Genomic DNA, 25971 nt, shown 5'->3' with positions numbered 1-25971 from the left:
TCTTAGTAGTAACACCTTAATTTCAACAATAATGTTAAACAAAGAGTAGATTAAAAATGCCCCCCTTGAAATTGAGCGTAGTTCCAGACAATACTTTGGGGATTGATATATAAGTTCTATTTGATTTTCTTCATAAATTAATGGCCTAAAGCATTCTTACTTCAATACTTTTATGAATAAAACTTGTTGGAACTTATATATTTTTAAAAGTGTGAGTTGATAAATTGTATATACTTTTAAGTTATAAGTATCTTCTAAAAGTTTAGTTTATGCTTGTAGGTAAACAGTTAACATTGGAATATTGGAATTTGTAGTTAAGAAAATGTATTTGTGAAATTTCAATTGGTTGAGATAGCATGATATTAAGATTTATATGTATTATTTAATAAAGTCAATTTGATATGATTCTATATTTACTATTTTAAAAGGAGGGGAGATATATGGCAGAAGATGGTGTAGTTCTAAGTATGAAGGGAATAAGTAAATCCTTTCCTGGAGTTAAAGCTCTTTCAAAGGTTGATTTTCAGCTTAGAAAGGGCGAGATTCATGCACTGATGGGTGAAAACGGTGCTGGGAAGTCTACACTAATAAAGGTTCTTACAGGAGTTTATGAGATAGATGAAGGAAGTATAACTTTAAATGGTAATGATATTAAGATTACATCAACTTATGATGCACAACAGCACGGAATAAGTACTGTTTATCAGGAAATCAATCTCTGTCCTAATCTAACTGTAGCAGAAAATATTTATATTGGTAGACAGCCCATGAAGGCAGGCAGTATTAATTGGAAAGAAATAAATAAAAATGCAGAAAAGTTGTTAAGAGAAAGACTTAACCTAAATATAGATGTTAAAAAAATACTCTCATCTTATTCGGTGGCAGTGCAACAAATGATCGCCATCGCCAGGGCGGTGGATATATCAAGGGGAATACTTATACTTGACGAACCTACCTCAAGCCTTGACAGTAGCGAGGTTGAAAGACTGTTTAGTATTATGAAAAAATTAAAGAATGAAGGAATGTCTATTATATTTGTTACTCATTTTTTAGACCAAGTATATGGTATATCAGATAGAATAACTGTACTTAGAAACGGTCACATGGTAGGAAGTTACGATGCTGATAAGCTTTCTAGACTAGAGCTTGTATCTAAAATGATCGGTAAAAATATAGAGGAAGTTAAAGCTTTGAATAGCTCAAACAAAAAAGAAGAGAAAAAATTTGCTGATGGCAATTTAATAAGTACTTCTGGTTTTGGACGAGTAGGAAGCATAGAACCTTTTAATATTGAGATTAAAAGAGGAGAAGTTCTAGGACTTGCTGGACTTTTAGGAGCAGGTAGGAGTGAATGTGCAAGGTTAATATTTGGAATAGACAAGGCTGATCATGGAAACATAAAAATAAGAGGAAAGGAATACTCCTATATATATCCTCAAAGAGCTATTGAAGAAGGTTTTGGTTTTTGTCCAGAGGACAGAAAGGTTGAAGGGATTGTTGCTCAGCTCACTATACGGGAAAATATAATTTTAGCTCTTCAATCAAAACGTGGAGTTTTCAAATATATTCCTATGAAGCAACAGCAGGAAATTGCACAAAAGTATATTGATATGTTAGGTATAAAGACACCAAGTATGGAACAGAGGATTGATAATCTTAGTGGTGGAAATCAACAAAAGGTTATTTTAGCTAGATGGCTTGCAACAAATCCAGAGTTATTAATACTAGATGAACCTACAAGAGGGATTGATGTTGGTGCTAAGAGTGAAATCATGAAGCTTGTACTGGATTTGGCTAATGAAGGAGTAACAATAATATTTATATCTTCAGAGCTTTCTGAAATAGTAAAATGCTGTGATAGAATACTGATTTTAAGAGATAGAAATATTATAGGAGAACTAAAAGGAGAGGAATTAGAGGAAGCCAATATAATGACAACAATAGCAAAAGGAGGATTAAGCGGTGGAGAAGTTTAACTATAGTAATCTATTGAAAAAGATCTATCATTCTTCTATTTTTTGGCCACTTGTATGTCTTATAGGAATTCTTCTTTTTAATCTAATAATGAGACCTGGTTTTCTTGGCTTAGAGGTAAAAGATGGACATCTGTTTGGAAGTCTTGTTGATATATTGAATAGAGCAACACCATTAATTCTTTTGTCTCTCGGAATGACAATTGTTATTGCAACACAAGGTATAGACATCTCCGTAGGATCTATAATTGCTATAAGCGGAGCGGTTGCAGCTACGATTATAGTTTATACCGGAAATACTTTTCTTGCTATTGTAGTGGGAATTGCCGCAGGCCTAATTTGTGGAATGTGGAATGGAATGCTGGTGTCATATATAGGGGTTCAGCCCATGGTAGGTACCCTTATACTATATATCGTAGGAAGAGGTATTGCTCAATTAATAACTAAGGGACAGATATTAACTTTCACAAATAAGTCTTTTACTTTCATAGGTACGGGATATTTGTTCCTTCCTGTGTCGGTTTATATTACTATAGCGGTGATATTAATTATATATCTACTTATGAGACGAACTGCCTTAGGTGTATTTGTAGAAGCTGTAGGCATTAATAGCACCTCAAGTAGATACTCAGGTATAAATTCTAAAAAAGTAAAGTTTATTCTTTATGTAATAACAGGAGCACTAGCAGGTCTAGCAGGTATAATTATATGTTCAAATATAAAAAGTGCAGACGCTAATAATGCAGGACTTTGGATGGAACTTGACGCTATATTAGCTACAGTTATTGGAGGTACTTCAATGAATGGCGGAAGATTTTATCTCGGAGGAACTGTAGTTGGAGCACTATTTATACAGACCTTGACCACTACAATCTACAGTATGGGTGTGCCACCTGAAACAACTCTTGTTGTAAAAGCGATAGTAGTTATAGTAGTATGTCTTATCCAAAACGAAGAGTTTAGAAAGCTAATTCTTAAGTTTACAGGCAGTAAGGAAAGGAGGCTAAAGGCATATGAAAATGAAAGCTGTTAATTTAGCGGGGATCAAACCGAACCAAGGGAATGCTTCAATATATGCAACCATAGCATTGTTTATCTTGCTTTTTGTAGCTGGCGGTATAAAGTATGATAATTTCTTTAGTGTCCAAGTTTTTTCAAATCTTTTGATTGATAATTCATATTTAATTGCACTAACCATTGGGGAGACTTTTACAATATTGACAGGAGGAATAGATCTTTCGGTAGGTGCAATGGTTGCTTTTGTAAGCATGATCACTGGATCTCTACTGCAAAAGGGAGTTAATCCAATCATAGTAATGATATTTGTATTATTTGTTGGAATAGTTATAGGAACTACTCAAGGATATTTAATACAGAGGTTTAAGCTTCATCCTTGGATAATAACTTTAGCCGGCATGTTTTTTGCTAGAGGTGCAGCTTATCTAATAAGTGTAGATTCTATAAGTATAAATAATCCTATGTTTTCAAATATCGCTTCATTTAGAATACATCTTGGACAGAATGCTTTCGTATCAATAAATGTTATTGTGAGCTTACTTTTGGTAGTTGCGGCAATATATATATTGAAGTATACCAAGTTTGGAAGAAATATATATGCTATAGGAGGAAGTGAAAACTCTGCAATACTTATGGGACTTCCTGTAGCTAAGACAAAGATTTTAGTATACACTTTCTCAGGTTTCTGCTCGGCTCTTGGAGGTTTATTATACACTATTTACACTTCTTCAGGCTATGGTCTTCATTGCAATGGTACTGAGATGGATGCTATAGCTGCCAGTGTCATAGGAGGAGTAATCTTAACAGGAGGATTTGGCTCTGCCATAGGTCCATTGTTTGGTGTTTTGACCACTGGAGTAATTCAAAATCTTATAATTTTCGATGGTACCCTAAATTCTTGGTGGACTAAAATAGCTGTTGGAATGCTGTTATTTATCTTTATAGCACTTCAAAGATTTATAGTGATAAGAAATGAGAAAAGAAAAACAGTTGTTACATGAAAATATTAAATCAGGCTTATTTTAAAAAGTAGGCCTGATTTTTTTACTTTATAGAGAAGTATAAAATTCTTATGCTAGCTAAACCAAGATAATTCAATTATTTTGTAAGCTTTATATATAAAATGAAAAGTATAAATTATTTGGTATATAGATAATCTAAAGCTCAATAGTATACTTAAATATCAAGGCAAAAGTATTCCTTGGGAAATATTGTAAACAAACAGGAAATTAGATATGATTATATAGACAGAAGCAATAGTTGTTAATCTATAAATGGAATTCATATTATTTTGAATTGGGTGATTTATATTGAAAAACTCTTTATCTACCTTTTTTAATAGCAGCATAGGAAACAAGCTTATGATTTATTTTCTTTTAGTTATTTTATTGCCAGTTATAACAATAACTACTGTAAGCAATTTGATATACAATAACTCCATAAGTGATGTTCAAAATGTTAATACTGATCAGATGATTCAGCAGATAAGCACTAACGTAGATTTTTATATGAAAAACATGGAGAATATAATCAATACTTTGTCCTTAGACCCGAGAGTAGTAAGTTTTTTAAATTGTAAGGAATTAAGTAATGGTAAAAAAACCGAAGCGATGGAATATGATGTCACAAAGGCAATAATGGGATTCACTCCTTTTCACCCTGAGATTGTTGGCATTATGGTTGTGAATAAAAATGACCTTTATGTAAGTGACATAATGTATAGAATATCTAGAGACCCACTTATAAATGAAAAATGGTATATAGAAGCAGCAGATCACCCAAATAAAATTCAACTTTTTAGCAAACCCATAGGGAGAAATATAAATAATGTATTTCAGTACTGCGCTGATGATGTAGTGTCAATGAGTAAAGCTATTATTGATGATAAAACAGGGAAATGTATAGGCGTTATACTAATTGATATTAAGCTTGATATAATTAAAAGTGTAATTGAAAGTGTTAAACCTGGTAAAACAGGTTTTGTGTATATAGTAGATTCTAATAATGAGATAGTATATACTCCAGTGAACGAAGTTGTATATAGAATAAAGGATCAGTGGGTAAGAAATCTAAAAAATAATATAATTGTTAAAAACATAAATAATAAAGACTACAAGATTATGTGCAAAGGATCTGAATACACCCAGTGGAAGACTGTAGGAGTATTTCCTTTAGATGAGAGTACAAAAACATTAAGATATATTAAATATTACTCTTTGGCAGTAGCAATACTCACCATTGTACTTGCAGCAATACTTGCAATGATATTTACTCGTTCTATAGTAAATCCTATTACTAAATTAAGAAAGCTTATGAAAAGAACTGAGGAAGGAGACCTTAATGTATTTTTTAGAAGTAAATACGGTGATGAAATAGGTGAACTAGGAAATTCTTTCAATAATATGATTGAAGAAATAAAAAATTTAATACACCTGGTACAAACAGAAGAAAAGAGTAAGAGGAAGGCTGAAATAAGCATACTTCAAGCCCAGATAAAGCCTCACTTTTTATATAATACTTTAGATACAATTCAATGGATGGCTGAGGAACATGATGCTCAGGATATTATCGATGTAGTAAATGCCCTAACTACGCTTTTAAGAATAGGTCTTAGTAAAGGGAACGAAATAGTTACCGTTAGAGATGAAATAATGCACATAGAAAGCTACCTTATTATCCAGAAGGTTAGATATGAGGATAAGCTGGACTATGAGATAAAAATACAAGAGGATATGATGAATTTTGAAGTAACCAAACTTATATTGCAACCTATAGTGGAGAATGCAATATATCATGGTATAAAAGAAAAAAGGGGAAAGGGAAAAATAATAATTGAAGGTAAGATTATTGATAAGAAGCTTTGCTTCACAATAACTGATAATGGAGCAGGCATGAGCGAGGAAAGAATGAAAAAACTAAATAAAGTACTTCACGGTAAAAATCCTGGAGAAATGAAACTAGGCTTTGGAGTATATAATGTTAACGAAAGAATAAGATTATCATACGGAGAGGAATTTGGACTTGAGTTTCAAAGCACCGAAAATGTTGGAACTATAGTGAAGGTATGGCATCCACTAATTACAGGCATGTAAATTTTTTATAAAGTTCATGCTGAAAATTTATTGACTTATAGTGTACTCTATGGAGTATAGTTTTTATATGGATGTAAAGCTTTAGAAATTTTACTGTATGGGATAATATAAAATTTTTATGTCCGATAAACCTATATAATTCAATGCTTTTAGAAGTTTTATGGTTAGACAGTAAAAATAAAACTTATTCGCCTGCCAGATTTTTCTCATATGCATTCGAAAAGGCAGATGCGTAAAAAAAGCTCACTGAGAGAGCACTTCAGCGATTTGTTTATTGTTAAAGTCAGCGCAGTATTTATGTGAGCCTTAAAAGCTATATGCTAGTTTAGTAAATAAAAAAACAAAAAATATCAATTATTAAGGTGTTGGAGGTAGTGAATTTATGATTAAGAGAAAATTTGGGAATACAGGGTTTGAGATTACTCCAGTTATATATGGCGGTATAGTGTCAATGAGAGATGGGCAAGAGGCTTCTGATAACTATGTTTCATGGGCTATAGATAGAGGAATTAATTATTTTGATGTGGCTCCATCCTATGAAGATGCACAAGAAAAATTAGGTAAATCTCTTATCCCATATCGTAAAAATATATATCTTGCTTGTAAAACCACATGTAGAATGAAAGTAGATGCACAAAAAGAATTCGAAGAATCTTTCCGTATGCTACACACTGACTATCTTGATGTTTATCAAATGCATGCTTTAAGTAAGGAAGAAGATGTTGAAAAAGCGTTTGGTAGTGGTGGAGTTATGGAAATGATGGTGAAAGCCAAAGAACAAGGGGTGGTTAGAAAATTAGGCATTACCTGTCATAATGAAGCTGTTGCTTTAAAAGCGATGTCGCTTTACGACTTTGATACGGTGCTATTTCCTTTGAACTGGCATATGAATCTAGGACACGATATGGGAACAAAGCTATGCAAGACAGCGAAAGAAAAAGGCATGGGACTTGTTGGTATGAAGCAGCTTATTGAAAGGGCATGGCTTAATGGGGATGAAAGAGAAAAATCACCATTTCCAAAGTCTTGGTGCAAACCAATAGATCTTGAAGACAAAAAACTGCGAATTGCTGCAATGAAATATACACTTTCACTTGGAGTTGATGCCTTAGTTCCACCAGGGGATTTTGTAAATTTCTCATTTGTTGTTGAGAACATTGATGGGTGTTTAAAAAATCCTTTAAATGATGAGGATTTGGCATTTCTAAGACAAAATTATGAAAAGGTAAAGGAATATCCATTTTTTAAGGTACAAATATAAAATTATGAGCTCTTAAAGCTCCGTACTAAAATTAATTGGTTATCAATCTAAATAAAAAGGCGGACCTCGATATGAAAATCGAAGTCCGCTTATATTCATTCCAAAGGTTTATAACAGTATACCTAAAATATCTCTATGTTTTTAAATCAGTAAACCATTTTTTATATTCAAATTAGTAAAAGTAACTTTTTTAGTTCTTTCCACCGTAGCTTTGATAAGTTGCATAAACTGCATTTGCATATTGGTCTGCTAAGATTGGACGACCATAAGAATCTGTTGCACCTGGATACCAGTTTGGTCCTCCATTATAGTGTAATAAACCACTATATACACTACCAAATTGAACTATATTAGCATTTAAAATCAATGCTCCTAAATATACTTGATCTTGGTAGCTGCCATGATTATAGGTATGACCAAATTTTGCTTGGAATTGGGATGCATAAGCATTTCTAGTGTTAGGTTCTACTTGCATTAAACCATCACCAGCAGATGGGCTACCACTTAAGCCAGCGCCAAAAGCACTTTCCTTTTTAATAACTGCACATAGTAATAAAGCAAAATCACCAGTATTACCATATACTTTGTCAGCATTGATTGTGTATGTCCAAATGTCGTTTGGAACTTCACCAGGTTTTGTTACAGTCGGAGAAGCGCCACCTCCAACTTGAATTATATTCCACTTTTGAGCTGCAGTGCCGTTGTCTGTAAATATATCAACATTAGTGTAATCAGCATTTCCAGCTGCATAAACATCAAGGGCTTTATTACTATTAGCATTGATTATTTTATAAGATCCATCACTGTTTGATACCAGTCTCCACTTTTGTGCTCCAGTACCATTGTCATCATAGATATCAACATTGGTATAATCAGCAGTTCCAGCTGCATATACATCCAGTGCCTTCCAGCTATTATTGTTAATTATCTTGTATGTTCCATCTGAATTAGCTACTATATTCCACTGTTGAGCTGCAGTGCCGTTGTCTGAGTAAATATCTACATTAGTATAATTGGCAGTTCCAGCGGCGTATACATCAAGCGCTTTACCACTACCAACATTAATGATTTTATAGGTTTGTCCAGAAATAACTGCGGCTGAAGCTTTTAAGGGGTTGCCTACAGCAAGAGTAGTAACAGTTACTGCAGCCATAGCTATAAAGGTTGCAGCCTTTTTTATAAAGGTTTTCTTAATCATTTTTAACACATCCTTATAATTTTATTAATTTTAGATTGGTGAATCATTTTATTAACTAGGTGTAATTGATGTTGGATTTCTTAAAATGGATTTTACTGAAGAGAGTATATTTGAAGATATTAGGTGGTGTTATAAATACTGGAATGTAGACTATAGAATAAAACTACTAATTTGTTTATGTTTTACTTAGGAGAGTAAAATAAATTAATGATATTTATTAATTTATTATTAGTTGATAAAAAGTTAAGATATCTTGTTGCTGAAATAGCATTAGATGGATTCTATGATTGGAATATAAAAAAGTTAAGAGAAAGCGATTTATTTATGGATGTACCACTTCAAATTGAAATTTGTCAAAATAATGCTTCGTAAGACCATCGAAATCTAAATTTGGAGTTTAAGGATTGAAGTAGTTTATCTATGGCTAAGAATATGAAATAAGATTTGCAACTTAATTTGTTTATTAAAGATAAATACTCTTTAGTGGAATGTTTTTGAAGAGTTTAATATTCGTTGGAATTCACTAAGGACTTTCATTATGTTGTTATAGAATCTAAATTATTGATTATATGTATTATTGTAACAATAATATTAATGAATGTCAATTTATTTGAAGTTAAACAGTGTTAAAATATCATTTTTATATACAGAAATGTATACAAAATTTAGTACTAAAGTATGGTAGAGAGTCTATAGTTGTTAATATGATTAATAGCAGCATGATATAGCTTAAGGATATTAAAGCAATAACTTGTAATAACTATGAAGAATAACTACATATTAAAGAATAGTTATTTATGACGGTGCGAAATCTTGTTGTGGAAATATGTTATTTAGTATAAAAATTTAATATGGTATAAAAAATATATGATATAATGTTAAGATAAGGAAATTAACGATATTAATACTTTTTGATAATAATAAAGAAAATTACGTGATGTTGAAAAATGATCATAAATATAAATTGCTCAAAGGCAACACAATATTTTAATAAAAATCATTTGGTAATTTCAATTAGAAAAACTCAGTGCATTTTAAAACAAATATATTACAAATAGATAATAAAATAATATTATGTTTAAGATTATAAAATAAATACAAGAGGGTGATGTTATGGAAAAAGTTGCTTTATTAAAATGTACAGAATATAACGTTGATACAATTGAAAAAAAACTAAGAGAAGGCTTTGAATTATTAGGCGGAAGTTCTTTTTTGAGAAAACTAATACCTAAAAATAGCAAAGTTTTATTGAAACCAAATTTTCTAAGTGTGGTTGAAAAAGGTTCTATCGTAATAACCCATTATGCTATGTTTGAAGCGGTTATAAGAATAGTTAAGGAGTATAGTGATGATATAGCATTTGGAGATTCACCAGCTTCTGATAATAATAGAAAGGCTGCTGAGCAATCAGGGCTTATGGAAGTTGCCGAAAGATATGGGGTTAAGTTTGTTGATTTTAGTGACGAAGTTCATGTAGAACTCGCTAATCCTATAATGTATAAATTTTGGAATATTGCTAGAGCGCCTTATGAGGCTGATGTAGTTATAACTCTACCAAAACTAAAGACTCATGCTATGATGTATTATACTGGGGCTGTAAAAAATCAATTTGGGTGTGTACCTGGTTCTAAAAAAGCACAGTGGCATACAAAATCACCGAATGTTATTAATTTCAGTAAAATGCTTTTAGATTTGAATTCTGTCGTAAGGACAAGTTTTGCTATACTTGATGGCATACTTGCAATGGAAGGTAATGGCCCTAGAAATGGAACTGCTAAAAAGATGGACACTATCATAATGGGAAAATGTCTTACAGCCGTTGATTCAACAGCAGTTAGGCTGATTGGTTATGATAATGTACTAGCTGTGCCGTTTTTAAAAGTTGCTCACGAGACGAAGTGGGGAGCTGTATTACCTGAAGAAATAGAGGTTGTTGGCGAAAAAATAGAGGATATGAAGTGTAAAGATTTCAAATTATCTAGAAATGCAAAAGTAGTTAATTTTATCACTCCATCTGTAAATAAATTAGCAGTATCTTTAGCTGCTCCTGACCCAGTTGTAATTGCAGACAAATGTGTAGGTTGCAAAAAATGTGCTGAGGTTTGCCCTGAAAAACCAAATGTAATATCTTTTAAGAAACATAATGATAAACTAATACCAAAGTGGAACTACAGTAAATGTATACGCTGCTTCTGTTGTCAAGAACTTTGCCCAATGGGAGCAATAGAAACAAGGGAAAAGCAATTAAGTAAGATGTTAGGTTTAAGATAGCTAGCATTAAAAGTTGAAGCTGTTAAAGTACCGTTTTGAAATTAAGTTCTTAGCTAGTAGATGTTTTAGTTTTATTAGCTCGCTCATTTAGCATCTCCTGAATAACCATTTAATTTCAATAAGATTTTTAAACATAAAAATAAAAGAATCCATTTTACTAAAAGATGCTTATAGAGGAGACTATTATTTCAAAATCTTCTATATAAGGTACCTAATAGTACTAGGATTCTTTTATTTTGCACAGATTTATATAGATATCACATTTACGTGGTTTAACAATCTCCTAACAACTATTAATAGTTAACAGAAATATCGCTTAATTTTATTAGATAGGACTGGTTTATATTTTTACAACACCGATTTCTTATAAAAAAAATAGGATATAGGAATCATGATAACAAAAATAACTATAAAAATAGATAAAAGAATTAAAGACAACTGTAGGGTTATAATGCCTAAGTTTATGAACTTTGCAAGATAAATCACAACATGGACTAAAGGTATTACTATAGCTACACCATATAGCAATATTAATTCTTGCTTTATAATTTTTTTAATTTGTTTAGTATGATATCCTAGTAATTGCAATTGCATGAATATATGCTTTCTGTAAGAAGCTTCAATCATAAACTTGTACAAAATACTAATACCAAGTGATACAATAGCACAAATATATACGAAAATCCCCATAACCTTAACTTGATATGTTTCCCCATAGGATCCAATTATAAATACAAGGGATACGGTAGATATTGCTAAGGTTACAATAAGAAAGTTCATCTTTCTTAAAGAGTAGTGAAGATTACTTAGTGAAATCAATTTAATTTTATCACCAGCAAATACATTTTTTTTAAGACTTAATATCTTATCTGGAAAATAAGTTGTTAATAATTTGTGTATTCCAATAACTGAAAAGACTAAATAAAAAACCATTAAAGCATAAAAGTTTTTGGAATTTAAAAAAAGTACTGTTATAGGGAGAAGATAAAGGATTATAGATAATATATTTTGTGGTGCAATGGATTTTGTTTTGCGCGGTGCTTTAGGTTTAGAGTTTTCTAAGAATGGAAATAATTTTCTTATATTTTCGATTTCTGGGATTGTGATTTTCTTTGCATGGGGTGTATAAAGCTGTCTTTGCCCATAAATTAAGTCTTTTATTTCTCTATGAAATAGATATCCATAATCTCCACCTATTATATAAGGACACATTATAAGCATAACTATTATAAATGTAAGTATTATACTATCTGAGGTGGTTGAATATACATTTTGCTGAGCACCTAATAATTTATACATAACTGAGGATACTACAGGCAATGAAACCATTCCTAATAATATACCAAGTATACTTCCTACAATTCCAAGCAAAAAAGTTTGAAAACTCAAAAGGCCCATGAGTTTAGTAGAACATACTCCATTTAATTCTGCAACTGCAAATTCCTTTGTCTTACTAGTAATAAAGTAGGAGTTTGCGAAGAACACCATGAATAGTAATAATATAGTTAGACCAAACAAAAGTACTTGGCAAAGCTGTGATGTGTTTCCCCTTAGTGAAGTGTAATTATTGTCATCCATCATAGCATAGCCAATAAATAAAGTAGCTACTGAAGAGATTACAAATAGAAGATAAAGCAAGGTTTGTTTAAAATCTGTTTTAAGCATTTTTAAAGCGAATTTGTAAGTTCCCATATTAACCTCCTGTAATATTTAATATGATTACAATGTTTGTTTACGTATACATTAAGTTGAAAGTAGTACAACTATGTAAAAATCAAAGTAAAAAATATAAATGTCACTATATAGTGACAATATCATTATACATCTAAGTGGAAGTATATACAAATATGGAATTTACTGAATATTTGACCTGTCATCTATTCTATAATTGTTTTTCTTCTTTTTTATTCTTCTGATTTGCAATAGTATATATTTTTTTACTTTAAAGAAAACTATAAAATTTTCAAGCTAGCTAAATCTATATATTAAAATGGGTTTGTAAGTTATTTAAAGCTATGCAGTAAAAAATAAAACTTTATTCATCTGACAAACTTTCTTCATATACATTCAGAAAGGCATATACGCAAAGAAACTCTCCCTTAAGGTAGGAGAGTTTTTTGCAGTGAGATTATATTAAAATGAATTGGGAAAGCATAAGTCTTCAAAAGAATTATCTGTATAAGTAAAAGGTTATATTTTTGTTACGTTATCTAACTTCTACTCCAATTAGTGCGGCAAGAGTTATTGTTTGAGCCGTTGATACAATCATTCCTTCCAAGTCTGGAATTCTAGCAGCTATGCCATCAATTTCTGAACTTCTAAAATCAATTCCTTTTAGCTTAGTATTGAAGAATTGGCTTTCAGTAAGATCTGATTCTTTAAATTCTAGCTTAGAAAACTTACTTTCTTGAAAGTCTGAATAACGTAAATGACATTTATCAAATAGCACTAGATTACAATCTACAAATCTGAAAAGCGAGTACTGACCATTACATTCTTTGAAAAACACGTTTTTTAAAGTTGAATCAGTAAAATTAATACCGACAACTTTACAGTTAATAAACTCAACTCTATGGAAAGAGGATTCTGAAAAATCTACATTACATAAATCACAATTTTCAAATCTAACATCAATTAAATCAGATTTTTGGAATGAAACATTGTTAATAGTAGTATTTTCAAACACCACTTCATTAAATGAAACTTTATTTGCTTCGTGATATTTTAAGGAACCTTCTTTTATATATGATTCTGATATTGAATCATAGTCCGTTATATTATCCTCAGAAAGCTCAAAAGGTGTTAAATCATTAGGTAATTTAGGCTTTATTATTTTTATTGATGTTTTTTTCTCCATAATAAATTCATCCTTATCTTCTATAGTTGTTTGCTAAATTTTACTTATTCATTGTTGCATAAATTATATTAATTTGTCCATTAGTTTTTTAGTCATGGATAAATACTTATTTCAATGTGGTACTTTAACAACGTTCAAATTATAAATGTTAAAATGGAGATTTTTGAGCTACACATAATCAATATTTCAAGCAAATGAACCTGAAGTTTTGAAATATATAATCAGATATTATATGAATAAATTAAAATTCTAAAGAGATTTTAAAAAAGTATTCTTAGATAGCTCTTTTAACTCCATTCTATTTAGAATATAAACAGTTTTAATATCCAATCTTATAATATTTTTCGCTTCTAATTCTTTAAAGGTTCTCCCTAAATGTCTTGTGGTGGTTCCTAAAAATTGAGCAATTTCTTTAAAGCTTGAATCTAAAATTATAGTATCTTCCTCTGTTAAATGCTCAACTAAGTAACTAGCTAGTCTATTACTAAGTGGATATACAAAATTATAGGAACTATTATTAATTGTAGAATCAAGTTTCTCGCTTAAGGAATCTATAAGATAATGAAGAAACTTAGTATTATTTATATAATCTTTTCTAATTATATTGGCTGGTACTGCAATAAGAAAAGTATCTTCAACTGCCTCCACATTGCAGCGAATTGGTTTGTCTTTTAATATTTCTATATCTCCTATGAAGATAAAATCTTTATAGAATTTTAGAAGCATTGATTTACCGTTTTCAAAAAGATAAAAGATTTTTAATTTTCCAGCTACAAGCATATATAGATATTCTAGCTCTGATTCTGAATGTAATACAAATTCATCTTTTTTATAAAAGTGTAGCTCGCAGTGGTTTATTATGTCTTTATCAAATATATCTTCAATATTATTTTTTGAAAAATAATAGTTTAATAGTTCACGATCTAATAATCTTTTCATTAATCCTCCTGTGCAGGACAAATGTCCTATTTGAATTTATATAAATATTATAAATTATTTATAAAGCATTTATAAAGCATTGTAAAGTTTAGGGGGATTTAGTTATGTATAAAAATATAGCACTTATTAATGGTGTGTTACTTGCGATTATGGTGTTCTTTAATGGGATGGTTACTAAGGAAATAGGACCATATATGAGCACTTTAATATTTCATGCAATAGGTCTAATAACGATTGTTCTTATAGCTATTGTTAGAAAAAATAGACTTCCGAAACTAAAAGGAATAAAGTTAATGTTCCTACTGCCTGGTATACTTGGTGTTATAACCATACTTTTAAATAATTTATGCATCCCAATGATAGGAGTAACTTTGACTAGCAGTATAAGTTTATATGGACAACTTGTAATGTCTATTATAGTAGAACACTTTGGGCTTTTTGGAATGCCTGTAAATAAATTTAGAAAAGAAAAAATACTGGGGTTTTCAATAATTTCTCTCGGAGCAATTGTTATGATTATTATATAAAAATATTTTATTTAGGCTATTGTTTAAATTAAAAATAGAAATTTTATTATGTATTGGGGGAGTAATAATGATATTATATGTTTTCTTAGCTTTTTTAATAGGTATAAATATAGTTGTTAATATGATGATTAATGGAAAGCTTTCGCAAAAAGAAGGCATGATAAATGGAGTTGTTATAAATTATTTAATGGCGACCCTTTCCTCGGTTATTCTTTGTACATTTATGATAAGTTCGATTCCTTCATATAAGTTAATACGATCAGTTCCGTTGCCATATTTTATAGGTGGGTTTATTGGAGTTTTGACAACTTATATTTTTAATGTTTTAGTTCCTAAAGTACCTGCAGTTTATGTTGTTATACTGCGATTTATTGGGCAGATGTTTGCCAGTGCCATCATTGATTATATATATTTAGATGTTTTTTCTAAAGGAAAAGTAATAGGTGGTGTATTGTTTCTTATAGGCTTGATTTTGAATGCAAGAGCTGATACTAAACTAAATGATGTTATTGCTATAACTAATGGTACACATTTCTAAAGAAAGATATTCAATATTTGTTTCATTATATGTTATATTGAAATAGATGTTATACTGAAATAGATATCCTAGCTCTATTCTACAAAACTTAGATAAATAAAAATCAGTTAGATTTTATTAGAATAATAACATATATTAGGGGGAAACGATATGAAATACGAAGTTATAATATTTGATGCAGATGAGACACTTTTTGATTTTAGAAAGTCTGAAAGAGAAGCTTTTAAAAACGCTATGATTGAATTTGATATTGAATATGATGAAAACCATCATTTGAAAATATATAGTGAAATAAATACAGCTATATGGAAAGAGTTTGAAGAGGGCCTTATCACACAAGAAAAATTAAAGGTAGAAAGATTTAAGAGACTATCAAATAAATTAGAAGTTACTTTTGACGAAATTGAATTTGCTAAGTCATATATGAAACATCTAGCTAATGCATCATTCTTATTTGAGGATAGTGAGTCACTTGTAGAAAGTTTGTATAAAGACTATAAGTTGGCAATAGTTACAAATGGATTAACAGATGTTCAGAATGGCAGAATAAAAAAATCTGCTATAGCAAAATATTTTCAAGATGTGGTAATATCAGAAGAAGTTAAGGTTGCTAAACCAGATCCGAGGATATTTGAGCTAGCATTAAATAATCTAAAGTACACTGATAAGAGTAAAGTTCTTATGGTTGGAGATAGCTTAAGTTCTGATATAAGGGGTGGTGTAAATGCTGGAATCGATACATGCTGGTATAATCCAGGTGAAATTCAAAACACATCAGACATAAAGCCAACATATGAAATAAAAAGTCTTAATGAGCTGAAGGATATAATTAACGGATAGTTTAAAGAATTACATATATAAGAAAGAGGAATTTTGAAAATAGGTTTCTGATTCAAGTAGTACAACTTAAAAAGGTAGATATAGAGGGAAAGATAAGTTTCTCTTTATATCTACCTTTTCACTGTATATGAAATTATATAAATTTCGCTCTAAAAAATAGTTGAATGATAATTTTTGTAACACATAATTTGTAAATTTAAGTTTGTATATTATGGCAAAATTTATGATATAATTAGTAATCATGGATAGAACTGGGGGAGTTACGATTGGCAAAAAATAATTCAAATAAAGAACCATTAAAGCCAACAAATATGTTGAGAATTTTATTTCCAGAAATTCAAGTTGTAGATTACATAAAAGAAAACGGTATCCTAAATAAAGAAATGTTTAAGAAAAGCCAAAAGGCAGCAAGCAAATCAGTTACAAATGCAACAAGTACTGTAGGAAAAAAAGCTGCTCAAACAGTTTCCAATGCTGTAAAGTCCACTGAACAAGCCATTAATCATGTTGAAAATTCTGTAGGGTCAAGCAAGAATGTAGTTAAAGAGATGGCTAAGAATACAACAGAGGCTATAAATAGTGTATCTAAAAGCATCAATAACGTCGCTAATACTAAAGCAACAAATACTACTAATACTGTATTAAACACAGAAAGCAATAGTGTTTCTGCTTCGAAAGTAGATAAAACTAGAGATGAGCTTGATAAAGCTTTTGATAATGTAGAACATACTCTTTCAGATTATGTTCTAGGGCAGAAAGAGTATATAAGCAGACTTTGCGTTGCATTTAAAAGGCCTTTTGTTTATGGAGATACTGATGGAGTTAAAAATACAATATTCCTAACAGGACCTAAGGGATCAGGTAAGCATCTTTCTGTAAAGGCTATAACAAGGTTTTTAAAGGAAGAAAAGGTTTTAAAGAAGTCAGGAGTTTTCACTTTAGATTTAGCTAACTATAAGCTTGAAAAAGATGCTGATAATTTATTCTTAACTGATCTTTATAATGGACTTTATGGACAAGAACCAGTGGTGGTTTTTGATAATTTTGATAAGTGTCACGCAAGTGTTTTAGATACAATTACAAAGCTTGTAATTGATGAAAAATTGAAGCTTAACAAAAGATATATGGATCAAACAGATTCTATGATAGATGTAACAGGTAAAGGTAATCTTACATTAAATACTACCGATGAAATTCAAGCCAACGGGAAATACCTAGTTTTCATTACTGAAAAAAGTGAAGAAAAAATTAGAACTATGTTCTCAAGCAAGTTTATGCAGAAGGTTTATGACATAATAAGTACTATTGCGCTTACTGATGCAAACCTTTCAATAATTACAAAAGCAATTTTAGAAGATTATAAAGTGAAAATAAATAATAATTTGGGTATTAATATAGATTTCAAGGAAAGTGTGTTAAAACATGTAGTGAAAAATTCAAGCAAGTCTGAAGGTGCTCATTCTTTAAAAGCTTATGTTGAAGAAAATATATATGCACCAATGGTTGAATTACAATTAACAAAGAAGATTTCAAAAGATAAAGCTTATTATTTAAGTGAAGAAGACAACACATTGATATTAAATAGTGGATCAGAAAAGACTCAGCTGGCATCTGTTATTAAAAAGGCAGATACAGAAGGAATTGAAGAATTAAATAAAGAGCTCGATAATGTCATCGGATTAGATAGTGTAAAGACATTTATAAAAACTTTACAGGATAATATAAAGGTACAGAACCTTAGAAAGAATCAAGGGGCTAGTGAAGCAAAAATATCTCTTCATATGATATTTACAGGTAATCCTGGCACAGGAAAAACAACAATGGCTAGAATTATGGCTAGATATCTAAAGGCTTTGGGATATTTAAGCAGCGGCCATTTAGTAGAAGTTTCAAGAAATGATTTAGTAGGGCAATATGTAGGGGAAACTGCTCAGAAGACTATGGCCAAGGTAAACTCAGCTATGGGTGGGGTATTGTTTATAGATGAAGCCTATTCATTAGCAAGAGATAATAATGATGTATTTGGTATAGAAGCAGTAGACAGTCTTGTAAAAGCTGTAGAGGATAATAGAGACAACCTAGTTGTTATACTTGCAGGTTATACAAAAGAAATGGAAGATTTCTTAAAGACTAATAGTGGACTTAAATCAAGATTTAATCATAATGTTGAGTTTCCAGATTATACTCCGAAGGAACTTTTGCAAATTTCTAAAGTACTTGCAAAGTCTAATGGGTATAAATTTGAAGAAGCATTAGATGAGCAGCTTATAACTTTATATGAAGGAAAACAGATAAAGGGTAAAAACGATAGCGGAAATGGGAGACTTGCTAGAAATATAATAGAGCAGGCTATTGCAAATCAGTCAAAGAGACTGGCAGCAATAGATACAAAAGATATAAGCAAAGATGATATGAATACCCTTACCGTAAGTGATTTTGGATTTGATAAAAAGGTTGACTTTGATTTAGAAGCTGAACTTTCAAAGGTAATTGGATTAAATGAAGTTAAAAACTTTGTTAGAGATTTAGAAAAGCAGCTTATTGCTAAGGAAAAGAGAAAGAAACTTGGAATTAATGTGGAATCATCTCAATCTTTAAATATGATTTTCACTGGAAATCCTGGTACAGGAAAAACTACAGTGGCAAGACTTATTGCTGACTTGATGAAAAAAATGGGTATATTAAAATCTGGTCAAGTTATAGAAACTGATAGAAGTGGACTTGTAGGTCAGTACTCAGGAGAATCCACAAAGAAGGCTACTGAAGTATTTAAATCAGCTTTAGGAGGAGTCCTATTTATAGATGAAGCTTATGCAATCATGTCTTCAGAAAATGATCCTTTAGGAAAAGAAGCTGTAGATGTACTTGTAAAACTTGTAGAGGATTTTAGGGAGGATATCATAGTAATACTTGCAGGATACGACAAGGAAATGGGAGAGTTTCTAGATACAAACTCTGGACTGAAATCTAGATTTCCACTGAAGATTAGTTTCTCAGACTATAACTTAGATGAACTTTTATTAATAGGTAAATCTATGATAAAAGGAAAAGGTTTTGTACTTGCAGGTAATGCTGAAGATGAACTTAGAACTTCTATAGATGAAGAAAAGAGAAAAGGCGGAGCACAGGCTGGTAATGGAAGAATGGTTAGGAATATAGTTGAAAAAGCTATAAGGACCCAATCATCAAGAATTGCAGATTTAGAAGACTTCGATGAAAAAGCAGTAGTGCTGTTAACAGAAGAGGATTTTGGAGTTAGTACAGCACAAAATGAAAGCTTTGATTTAGAAGCTAAATTAAAAGATGTAATAGGACTTGAAGAGGTTAAGGACTTTGTGAGAAGTCTTCAAGCTCAGCTTAGAATAAAGAAACAAAGAAAGGCTTTAGGGCTTCCATCTGATGATTCACAAACTCTTCATATGATCTTTAAGGGTAATCCTGGTACTGGTAAGACTACTATGGCAAGAATCATAGGTGAAGTTTTATATAGTCTTGGAGTTTTAAAAGATAAAAAGTTTGTGGAAACAGATAGAAGTGGCTTAGTTGCTGGATATGTTGGTCAAACTGCTATAAAGACTAAGGAAAAGATAGATGCTGCTTTAGGTGGTATATTATTTATTGATGAAGCTTATGCTCTAGCGCAAGATGCCGGTAGCAACAGCGGATTTGGTAAGGAAGCTATTGATACTTTGGTTAAAGGTATGGATGATAACAGAGAAAATCTTTTAGTTATACTTGCTGGTTATAGTGAAGATATGGACAACTTCCTAGAAGTAAATCCAGGCCTAAAATCAAGATTTGCAAATATAATAGAATTCAAAGATTACTCAGTACAAGATCTTTTAGATATTGCAGATATTGTATTTAGAAATAAGGGCTATGTACTTACTGAAGCTGCAAGAAATAAAATGAAGACAATATTTGAGGATGCTTCAAAGGTTTCTGCTTTTGGAAACGGAAGATATGTAAGGAACTTATTTGAAAAAGCAGTTAGAAACCAAGCGGTAAGACTTGAAAATATTGAAAACTTAACTAAAGAACATCTTGTGACTATAGAAGAAGTCGATGTTTCTGCAGTGAGTTTATAGGAGGGTGATAATATGGGAACAATCTATAAACTTATAAGTAATTTAGTGGCAATTGCCTTTGGGGTAATATTTATACCTATAGTTTTACTATTACTTATTTTTACACCTTTAATGGCTATATCTAGTGCGATAAAGATAATTAGTTCTGGATATTCAGTAACTAGTGATTATATTAATGTCATGATTTCTGTTGTAGTTTTAACCTATTTATCACTTAGATTTAGAAATTTGAGAAGAATATATTTCGCGTTTCCGTCTTTATTTGAGACAATTAAATATCTAATAATAGCTAATTTATTTATAGCAATAGGCACTGACGTTTTAAATTGGAGTCATATTACCTTAGATCCAGGAAGACAAAAGCTTGGAATAGCTGTATTTGTATTATCATTGGTGCTTTGGAGAGTGTTTGTTTCTATATATTACTCCAAAAAGCCAATTACAAACTTCATGCCAAAGCCTGAAGAAAGAATGCAAAACTATAGCACAAAAGCTTAGTTAGTGGGAGGGGATATTATGAAGCAATTTAGAGAAGATGATGTAAATAAAGAAGCTGATGTTTTTAATGCTAAAAAAGTATCGAATAAAATTCGTAAAGATAATGAGGATGAGTTACTTAGTATACGATATAATAATGAAAAACCATTAAATGAAGAGAATATAAAAGAAGACATTACACCTGAAGAAGAATATGAAGATGATACTAATGAACAACCAGTAAGTGATGAGCCATTAAGTGCAGAATCACAATATAAAAGAATTGAAGAGAAAGAAAAGAAAAATGATTATATAACCCCAGCAATGAAGAGTTTCAGAATGGCAGTTGGAATACTTGCAATAGTAGCTGTAGTTTACACTGGCTTCTTTGGAAGAGCCGGTGCTGCAAATTATAAGCCTAACCTTGTATCAGGTAAGCTAGATGGGATTAATGCTGGAGAGATGTTAAGTAAGAATAGTGTGAAACTAGATGCAAAAGACTTTACTGTAGATACAGGGAAAAGCTATGGAAAAATTGAACTTTCTATTTGGAACTTTGTTGATAAAGAAGATGGAGATTATGTTCAGGTTTTTGTGGATGGATCACCTCAAGGTGAAGCTTTCTCCATAAGACATAAACCAGTTAAAGTTTCAGTGCCAGATAAGGCTGTAATTCAAGTAAGAGGAATTAGAGATGGAAGTAATAACGGAATAACCTACGGAGTAACCTTTAGTAAAACGGGAGAAACCTACCTTAATACTGTACCTTTAAATGCTGCAAACACTTATACTATAAAGAGTGCTGAGTAGTAGCCTTTTGGGAAGATTTTGGTTTATTTATGGTGTGTTACTTAGTTGTTTATACCGGTTTAACTTTTATAAAGAACAAAATAAAGAAATAAAAGGATTTTTAACATGGTAGATAAAAAGAAAAAATCACTAAAGAAAACAATATTTTTAGCTGGACTAACTCTGTTAATATTATCAGTAGGTTTGCCGTCTATAACCAAAAGTATTTGGGAGATTGTAATAAAAGGAATATTGATTTTAATTTCTGCTATATTAATTTCGTTTGCAGTAGTTAAAAAGGATTTTGATGAGAAGTGATATATTTTCGCTAATTGATTTCTAGACCTCATATAATATAATCTGATTGAGATCATTAAAAACAATAGAATCAGCTATATATAAACTTAAAAACCATGCATATAAAGGTTAACAAGCCTAAGTATGTATGGTTTTTTTATGCATTAAAATGCTGCTATTAAAAAAGCCTTATGTTCTGTATTAAATAAATGTTGTTAATGGGTTCTTTAAGGACAAGCTATACGGGTATTGGGAAAGTAAATTATAATTGTGGTTTATAGAATTATAGTAAAAGTGGCGCGTAATAGTATCAACATTTGTTTAATACATAAGATGATAGTATAAAAAGTGTATATCTAAACTTTGGTTTTTCAACATAACTAAGGGCATACAGAAGAATCCAGCATGCCCTTAGTTATATAATATAAGATATTAGAATGTAATTTTATCTGGATTTTTAGAAAATCCACAAACACCATTTAAATCAGCAATAAGTTTAACATCCTCTTGCGAAAGTTCAAAAGCAAAAACATCTCCATTTTCAATAATACGGGATTTTGTTACAGACTTTGGAAGAGGTAAAAATCCCATTTGCAAACTCCAACGTATGCATATTTGTGCAATTGATTTTCCGTACTTTTCTGCTAAAGCTTGCATTTCCTTTGATTCAAAAATCAAACCAGTTCCCAGTGGACTATATGCCTCTAATAGAATATTATGAGCTTTGCAGTACTCTACAAGTTCATCTTGTGTATCTCCAGGGCAAAGTCTAATCTGATTAACCATAGGAACAATAGTTGCTGTTTTAAGTAAGGCTTCTATATGATGAGGATGAAAGTTACTTACTCCAATTGACCTGATATGTCCAGCGGCATAAAGTTCTTCAAAGGCCTTCCATGAGCCAGCATTTGCTTCTTCCCAACAATCCCTATATTTTATAGGATTTGGCCAATGAATTAGATAAAGATCAAGGTAATCAGTATCAAGCTTCTTTAGAGTCTCTCCGAAAGCCTTCATAGTATTTTCATAACCATGATCATTATTATGAAGCTTACTGGTTATGAAAATTTCTTCTCTAGGTATTCCACTTTCCTTTACTGCTATACCAACACTTTCTTCATTCTTATATCCAGCAGCAGTATCAATATGACGATAGCCAGCTTCAAGAGCATCGCGCACAGAAGATATAGCAATTTCACCATTTTCTGCTTGCCATGTACCTAGACCTACACATGGGATTTCAACGCCGTTAGATAACTTGTAACAATCCTTCAAAGAATTCATTTTTAATACACACTCCAATCTTTAGATAGTATTATTTTAAGCACCAAGACTTAATTTTCTATTTTCATTAATGTATATCATTTAATAAGAATATACATAAATTGTACACCTTAGAGTTTACTGTAAGTCAATAAAATTCCAAAAAACTAGCTGTAAAATGAAAAGGTAAATTCTTGTTTGTAATAGCTAATGAGTGATTAAATGAAACACTTCCATCTGAAAAAAACATTTGATTCTAATAGCTTGGTCATATAGAGTCTCATGTATAACTAATTAATTTCAACAATTTTCTCAAACATAGCTATAAAATATAAAAGTTTCACAGTAAATGTACTAAAATCTAAATTTGTATTAGGGGGAGATATATAAATGGTAACTTGTAAAAATATTTTTGAAAATAAAAATATTGAGGTGGTAGAGGCTAGAGGAGAGGTAAAAGTACTTGAGTACAAAAAAGATCTAAGTGTAAACGCTGCAACCGCAATGGCTGCTTACTTTGCTTCTGAGATGAATATTAGAAAGAGACAAGTGCTGATTGAACTCAAAGGTAATGCATATACAATAAGCGCTGGAGCTATGCAGTGGACTTCGGGAGCTGTCACTATGGCTGCGGATGTTAAGGGGCTTGGAGATTTATTTGGAAAGGCTTTATCTTCAAAAGTAACGAAAGAATCTGCAATTAAACCTAAATATCAAGGTAATGGTTTATTAATGCTAGAACCAACATATAAACATATATTGCTTGAAGATGTTTCAGATTGGGGAGGGTTAGTGCTAGATGATGGTTTGTTCCTGGCTTGCGAATCAAAGGTTCAACAAAAGGTTGTTGCAAGGACAAACCTTTCGTCAGCTGTACTTGGAAAAGAAGGATTGTTTAATCTATGTCTAAGAGGTCAAGGCATTGCTGTTCTAGAGAGCCCTGTGCCAAGAGCTGAACTTATAGAGTTTATTGTTGAAAATGATGAAGTTAGAATTGATGGAAACTATGCAATAGCATGGTCAGATACATTAGATTTCCGTGTTGAGAAGTCTAGTAAAAGTTTGCTTGGTTCCGCAGTTTCTGGTGAGGGATTAGTAAATGTATATCGTGGAACAGGAAGAATACTTATGGCGCCTATTCAATAAGTTACTGTAAATAAAGAAGTATTAATATAAAGGCTAACTGTTTAATTTTTATGTACAAAAGTCATTAGAAAATTCAAGCCTTGCACAAATAAGGCAGTGCCTAAAAGTGCATGGCATTTAATCTTATACAAATATAAATTGAATTGCTATCATATAGATGGCTGTCCCACCTATTATGCTAAGCAAATTATTTCTTTTCCATATATGTAATATCGCTACTGAGGATATGCCAATCAGTTCAGGAATTCCAAAAGGAAAAGTTATTAAGCTAACATTTTTTAAGCAGTAAATTATCAGCATTGCCATAACAGCAGGAGGTAAATAATTGCCTAGATATAGTACATACTTTGGTGTAGACTTTCCTTTTCCAAAAAGGATAAAAGGAGCAATCCTTGTACCGAAAGTAACTATGGCAATAATTATTATAGAAATTAGGGTAGAACTAATATTAACATTCATTACTCACCTCTCCTTTATTAACACCGTAATTTTTTCCCTCTATCTGTTTTTGGAATACCATCAATGTTATAGATATGAAAATCATTGATGGTAGAATTAAATTGCTTGGACCAAATAAGATAAGAGATAAAATTGTGGAGCATGCACCTATCAAAACGGGAGTATGATTTTTATAGGTTGACCATTGTTCAATGAAAATTACTACAAATAAAGCGGTCATTGCAAAATCAATTCCTCTTGTATTAAAAGTTATAAGTGAACCTGCTATTGAGCCAATTGCACTGCCAATAATCCAGTATATTTGGTTAAATAGTGATATGAAGAACATGAATTGGTTGTTATTAACTCCTTCAGGAGCTTTTGAAGCGCAAAGTAGAGAGTAAGTTTCATCGGTAAGAGAAAAAATCATATAGGTCTTTTTCTTACCCATCTCTTTAAAACTCTCAATAAAGGATAAACCATAAAAGACATGTCTTATGTTTACAAATAAAGTCATCAGTGCGATTTCAATTAAACCTGCCCCACAGGTTAAAAGATTAATAGCTATAAATTGCATTGATCCAGCATAGATTAATATGCTCATTAAAATTGCCCATAAGAAGTTGTAACCAGACTTTTCTAGCAGCAGTCCAAAGGCTATGCCTACTGACACATATCCTAACATTACAGGTATGGTAACAGGAAATGCCGATTTAATTGCTTTTTTCATATAAATGCCCCCTTAATTCAGATGAAATGATATTATATTCATAAAAATGTACTATCCGAAATTATAGTATAAAGGGTAAGATTTTGCAATATCACTTAGTTTTATAAAATTGCCTCATATTTATTTATGAAATAAGTATGAGGCTTTATACATAAAGTGATATTAAGAGAGGAAAAATGAGCTATCTTGATAAGTATCAATGGGAGTTGAGCTTTGAAAACTTACAGGAA

22 protein-coding genes are annotated in these 25971 nt (G+C 31.1%); 15 read left to right on the top strand and 7 right to left on the bottom strand.

Going from position 1 to position 25971, the window contains the following annotated elements; translation table 11 throughout:
* The first annotated feature begins 440 nt into the window (after positions 1–440).
* From OCU55_RS09100 to OCU55_RS09080, 5 genes are all read left to right on the top strand, one after another.
* Positions 441–1976 (top strand): sugar ABC transporter ATP-binding protein, encoded by a 1536-nt coding sequence (locus OCU55_RS09100; RefSeq protein WP_261851988.1) that lies wholly within the window; start codon positions 441–443, stop codon positions 1974–1976.
* A complete protein-coding gene (locus OCU55_RS09095) occupies positions 1963–3006 on the top strand; it encodes an ABC transporter permease (RefSeq protein ID WP_261851987.1) in 1044 nt (347 codons plus the stop codon). The genes OCU55_RS09100 and OCU55_RS09095 overlap by 14 nt, the downstream gene beginning before the upstream one ends.
* Positions 2987–3991, top strand: a complete 1005-nt coding sequence (yjfF, locus tag OCU55_RS09090) for a galactofuranose ABC transporter, permease protein YjfF (RefSeq protein ID WP_261851986.1) — start codon at positions 2987–2989, stop codon at positions 3989–3991. The genes OCU55_RS09095 and yjfF overlap by 20 nt, the downstream gene beginning before the upstream one ends.
* Positions 3992–4300: 309 nt before the next feature.
* Entirely contained in the window at positions 4301–6082 is a 1782-nt protein-coding gene (locus tag OCU55_RS09085; RefSeq protein ID WP_345795589.1) for a cache domain-containing sensor histidine kinase, read from the top strand.
* A gap of 382 nt (positions 6083–6464) precedes the next feature.
* Complete coding sequence (locus tag OCU55_RS09080) at positions 6465–7343, top strand: aldo/keto reductase (RefSeq protein ID WP_261851985.1); 879 nt, start codon at positions 6465–6467, stop codon at positions 7341–7343.
* Positions 7344–7533: 190 nt separating this feature from the next.
* Here OCU55_RS09080 and OCU55_RS09075 read toward each other — a convergent pair whose 3' ends face one another.
* Positions 7534–8541 carry an RICIN domain-containing protein gene (locus OCU55_RS09075; protein WP_261851984.1) on the bottom strand — a complete coding sequence of 336 codons (1008 nt, stop codon included), beginning with the start codon at positions 8539–8541 and terminating at the stop codon, positions 7534–7536.
* Positions 8542–8748: 207 nt separating this feature from the next.
* On the opposite strand from OCU55_RS09075, the gene OCU55_RS09070 reads away from it, so the two are divergent.
* The gene (locus tag OCU55_RS09070; RefSeq protein ID WP_261851983.1) at positions 8749–8913 is read left to right on the top strand and encodes a hypothetical protein; all 165 of its coding nucleotides are present in this window, start codon (positions 8749–8751) and stop codon (positions 8911–8913) included.
* Positions 8914–9654: 741 nt separating this feature from the next.
* On the top strand, positions 9655–10812 hold the full coding sequence (locus OCU55_RS09065; RefSeq protein WP_261851982.1) for a DUF362 domain-containing protein: 1158 nt from the start codon (positions 9655–9657) through the stop codon (positions 10810–10812).
* Between the two features lie 348 nt (positions 10813–11160).
* Here the strand turns inward: OCU55_RS09065 and OCU55_RS09060 are convergent, their stop codons facing one another.
* The 3 genes from OCU55_RS09060 to OCU55_RS09050 form a co-directional block, all read right to left on the bottom strand.
* Positions 11161–12504 (bottom strand): FtsX-like permease family protein, encoded by a 1344-nt coding sequence (locus OCU55_RS09060; RefSeq protein ID WP_261851981.1) that lies wholly within the window; start codon positions 12502–12504, stop codon positions 11161–11163.
* 514 nt (positions 12505–13018) lie between these two features.
* The gene (locus tag OCU55_RS09055; protein WP_261851980.1) at positions 13019–13669 is read right to left on the bottom strand and encodes a pentapeptide repeat-containing protein; all 651 of its coding nucleotides are present in this window, start codon (positions 13667–13669) and stop codon (positions 13019–13021) included.
* 249 nt (positions 13670–13918) lie between these two features.
* Entirely contained in the window at positions 13919–14608 is a 690-nt protein-coding gene (locus OCU55_RS09050; protein ID WP_261851979.1) for a Crp/Fnr family transcriptional regulator, read from the bottom strand.
* Between the two features lie 104 nt (positions 14609–14712).
* On the opposite strand from OCU55_RS09050, the gene OCU55_RS09045 reads away from it, so the two are divergent.
* The 7 genes from OCU55_RS09045 to OCU55_RS09015 all read left to right on the top strand — a co-directional run bounded on the left by OCU55_RS09045 (position 14713) and on the right by OCU55_RS09015 (position 22185).
* Positions 14713–15135 (top strand): DMT family transporter, encoded by a 423-nt coding sequence (locus OCU55_RS09045; protein ID WP_261851978.1) that lies wholly within the window; start codon positions 14713–14715, stop codon positions 15133–15135.
* Between the two features lie 67 nt (positions 15136–15202).
* On the top strand, positions 15203–15673 hold the full coding sequence (locus OCU55_RS09040; protein WP_261851977.1) for a DMT family transporter: 471 nt from the start codon (positions 15203–15205) through the stop codon (positions 15671–15673).
* A 150-nt stretch (positions 15674–15823) separates the two neighbouring features.
* Positions 15824–16513, top strand: a complete 690-nt coding sequence (locus OCU55_RS09035; protein ID WP_261851976.1) for a YjjG family noncanonical pyrimidine nucleotidase — start codon at positions 15824–15826, stop codon at positions 16511–16513.
* A 266-nt stretch (positions 16514–16779) separates the two neighbouring features.
* Positions 16780–20601, top strand: coding sequence for an AAA family ATPase (locus tag OCU55_RS09030; protein ID WP_261851975.1), 3822 nt, complete (start codon positions 16780–16782; stop codon positions 20599–20601).
* Positions 20602–20613: 12 nt separating this feature from the next.
* On the top strand, positions 20614–21099 hold the full coding sequence (locus OCU55_RS09025) for a hypothetical protein (protein WP_261851974.1): 486 nt from the start codon (positions 20614–20616) through the stop codon (positions 21097–21099).
* Between the two features lie 18 nt (positions 21100–21117).
* Positions 21118–21888: a hypothetical protein gene (locus OCU55_RS09020; RefSeq protein ID WP_261851973.1), complete on the top strand. Its 771-nt coding sequence runs from the start codon at positions 21118–21120 to the stop codon at positions 21886–21888.
* A gap of 105 nt (positions 21889–21993) precedes the next feature.
* Positions 21994–22185 (top strand): hypothetical protein, encoded by a 192-nt coding sequence (locus OCU55_RS09015; RefSeq protein WP_261851972.1) that lies wholly within the window; start codon positions 21994–21996, stop codon positions 22183–22185.
* A 411-nt stretch (positions 22186–22596) separates the two neighbouring features.
* Here OCU55_RS09015 and OCU55_RS09010 read toward each other — a convergent pair whose 3' ends face one another.
* Positions 22597–23448, bottom strand: coding sequence for an aldo/keto reductase (locus OCU55_RS09010; protein ID WP_261851971.1), 852 nt, complete (start codon positions 23446–23448; stop codon positions 22597–22599).
* A gap of 369 nt (positions 23449–23817) precedes the next feature.
* Here OCU55_RS09010 and OCU55_RS09005 point away from each other — a divergent pair, with 369 nt between their 5' ends.
* The gene (locus OCU55_RS09005) at positions 23818–24573 is read left to right on the top strand and encodes an AIM24 family protein (protein WP_261851970.1); all 756 of its coding nucleotides are present in this window, start codon (positions 23818–23820) and stop codon (positions 24571–24573) included.
* A gap of 123 nt (positions 24574–24696) precedes the next feature.
* On the opposite strand, the gene OCU55_RS09000 is transcribed toward OCU55_RS09005, so the two are convergent.
* Complete coding sequence (locus OCU55_RS09000) at positions 24697–25032, bottom strand: branched-chain amino acid transporter permease (protein WP_261851969.1); 336 nt, start codon at positions 25030–25032, stop codon at positions 24697–24699.
* Positions 25022–25741, bottom strand: a complete 720-nt coding sequence (locus OCU55_RS08995; RefSeq protein ID WP_261851968.1) for an AzlC family ABC transporter permease — start codon at positions 25739–25741, stop codon at positions 25022–25024. Before OCU55_RS08995 ends, OCU55_RS09000 begins: the two co-directional genes overlap by 11 nt.
* Positions 25742–25971: the final 230 nt, after the last annotated feature.

The sequence above is a fragment of the Clostridium folliculivorans genome (assembly GCF_024341905.1).
In the GTDB taxonomy this organism is placed as follows: Bacteria; Bacillota; Clostridia; order Clostridiales; family Clostridiaceae; genus Clostridium_AR; species Clostridium_AR folliculivorans.
This window is presented reverse-complemented; position numbering and strand designations above follow the sequence as displayed.

Coding starts and splice junctions, on each gene's coding strand:
- OCU55_RS09080 (WP_261851985.1), top strand. CDS start 6,465: ATGATTAAGAGAAAATTTGGGAATACAGGGTTTGAGATTACTCCAGTT.
- OCU55_RS09045 (WP_261851978.1), top strand. CDS start 14,713: ATGTATAAAAATATAGCACTTATTAATGGTGTGTTACTTGCGATTATG.
- OCU55_RS09055 (WP_261851980.1), bottom strand. CDS start 13,669: ATGGAGAAAAAAACATCAATAAAAATAATAAAGCCTAAATTACCTAAT.
- OCU55_RS09020 (WP_261851973.1), top strand. CDS start 21,118: ATGAAGCAATTTAGAGAAGATGATGTAAATAAAGAAGCTGATGTTTTT.
- OCU55_RS09005 (WP_261851970.1), top strand. CDS start 23,818: ATGGTAACTTGTAAAAATATTTTTGAAAATAAAAATATTGAGGTGGTA.
- OCU55_RS09035 (WP_261851976.1), top strand. CDS start 15,824: ATGAAATACGAAGTTATAATATTTGATGCAGATGAGACACTTTTTGAT.
- OCU55_RS09015 (WP_261851972.1), top strand. CDS start 21,994: ATGGTAGATAAAAAGAAAAAATCACTAAAGAAAACAATATTTTTAGCT.
- OCU55_RS09040 (WP_261851977.1), top strand. CDS start 15,203: ATGATATTATATGTTTTCTTAGCTTTTTTAATAGGTATAAATATAGTT.
- OCU55_RS08995 (WP_261851968.1), bottom strand. CDS start 25,741: ATGAAAAAAGCAATTAAATCGGCATTTCCTGTTACCATACCTGTAATG.
- OCU55_RS09065 (WP_261851982.1), top strand. CDS start 9,655: ATGGAAAAAGTTGCTTTATTAAAATGTACAGAATATAACGTTGATACA.
- OCU55_RS09100 (WP_261851988.1), top strand. CDS start 441: ATGGCAGAAGATGGTGTAGTTCTAAGTATGAAGGGAATAAGTAAATCC.
- OCU55_RS09075 (WP_261851984.1), bottom strand. CDS start 8,541: ATGATTAAGAAAACCTTTATAAAAAAGGCTGCAACCTTTATAGCTATG.
- OCU55_RS09010 (WP_261851971.1), bottom strand. CDS start 23,448: ATGAATTCTTTGAAGGATTGTTACAAGTTATCTAACGGCGTTGAAATC.
- OCU55_RS09060 (WP_261851981.1), bottom strand. CDS start 12,504: ATGGGAACTTACAAATTCGCTTTAAAAATGCTTAAAACAGATTTTAAA.
- OCU55_RS09070 (WP_261851983.1), top strand. CDS start 8,749: ATGATATTTATTAATTTATTATTAGTTGATAAAAAGTTAAGATATCTT.
- OCU55_RS09025 (WP_261851974.1), top strand. CDS start 20,614: ATGGGAACAATCTATAAACTTATAAGTAATTTAGTGGCAATTGCCTTT.
- yjfF (WP_261851986.1), top strand. CDS start 2,987: ATGAAAATGAAAGCTGTTAATTTAGCGGGGATCAAACCGAACCAAGGG.
- OCU55_RS09050 (WP_261851979.1), bottom strand. CDS start 14,608: ATGAAAAGATTATTAGATCGTGAACTATTAAACTATTATTTTTCAAAA.
- OCU55_RS09000 (WP_261851969.1), bottom strand. CDS start 25,032: ATGAATGTTAATATTAGTTCTACCCTAATTTCTATAATAATTATTGCC.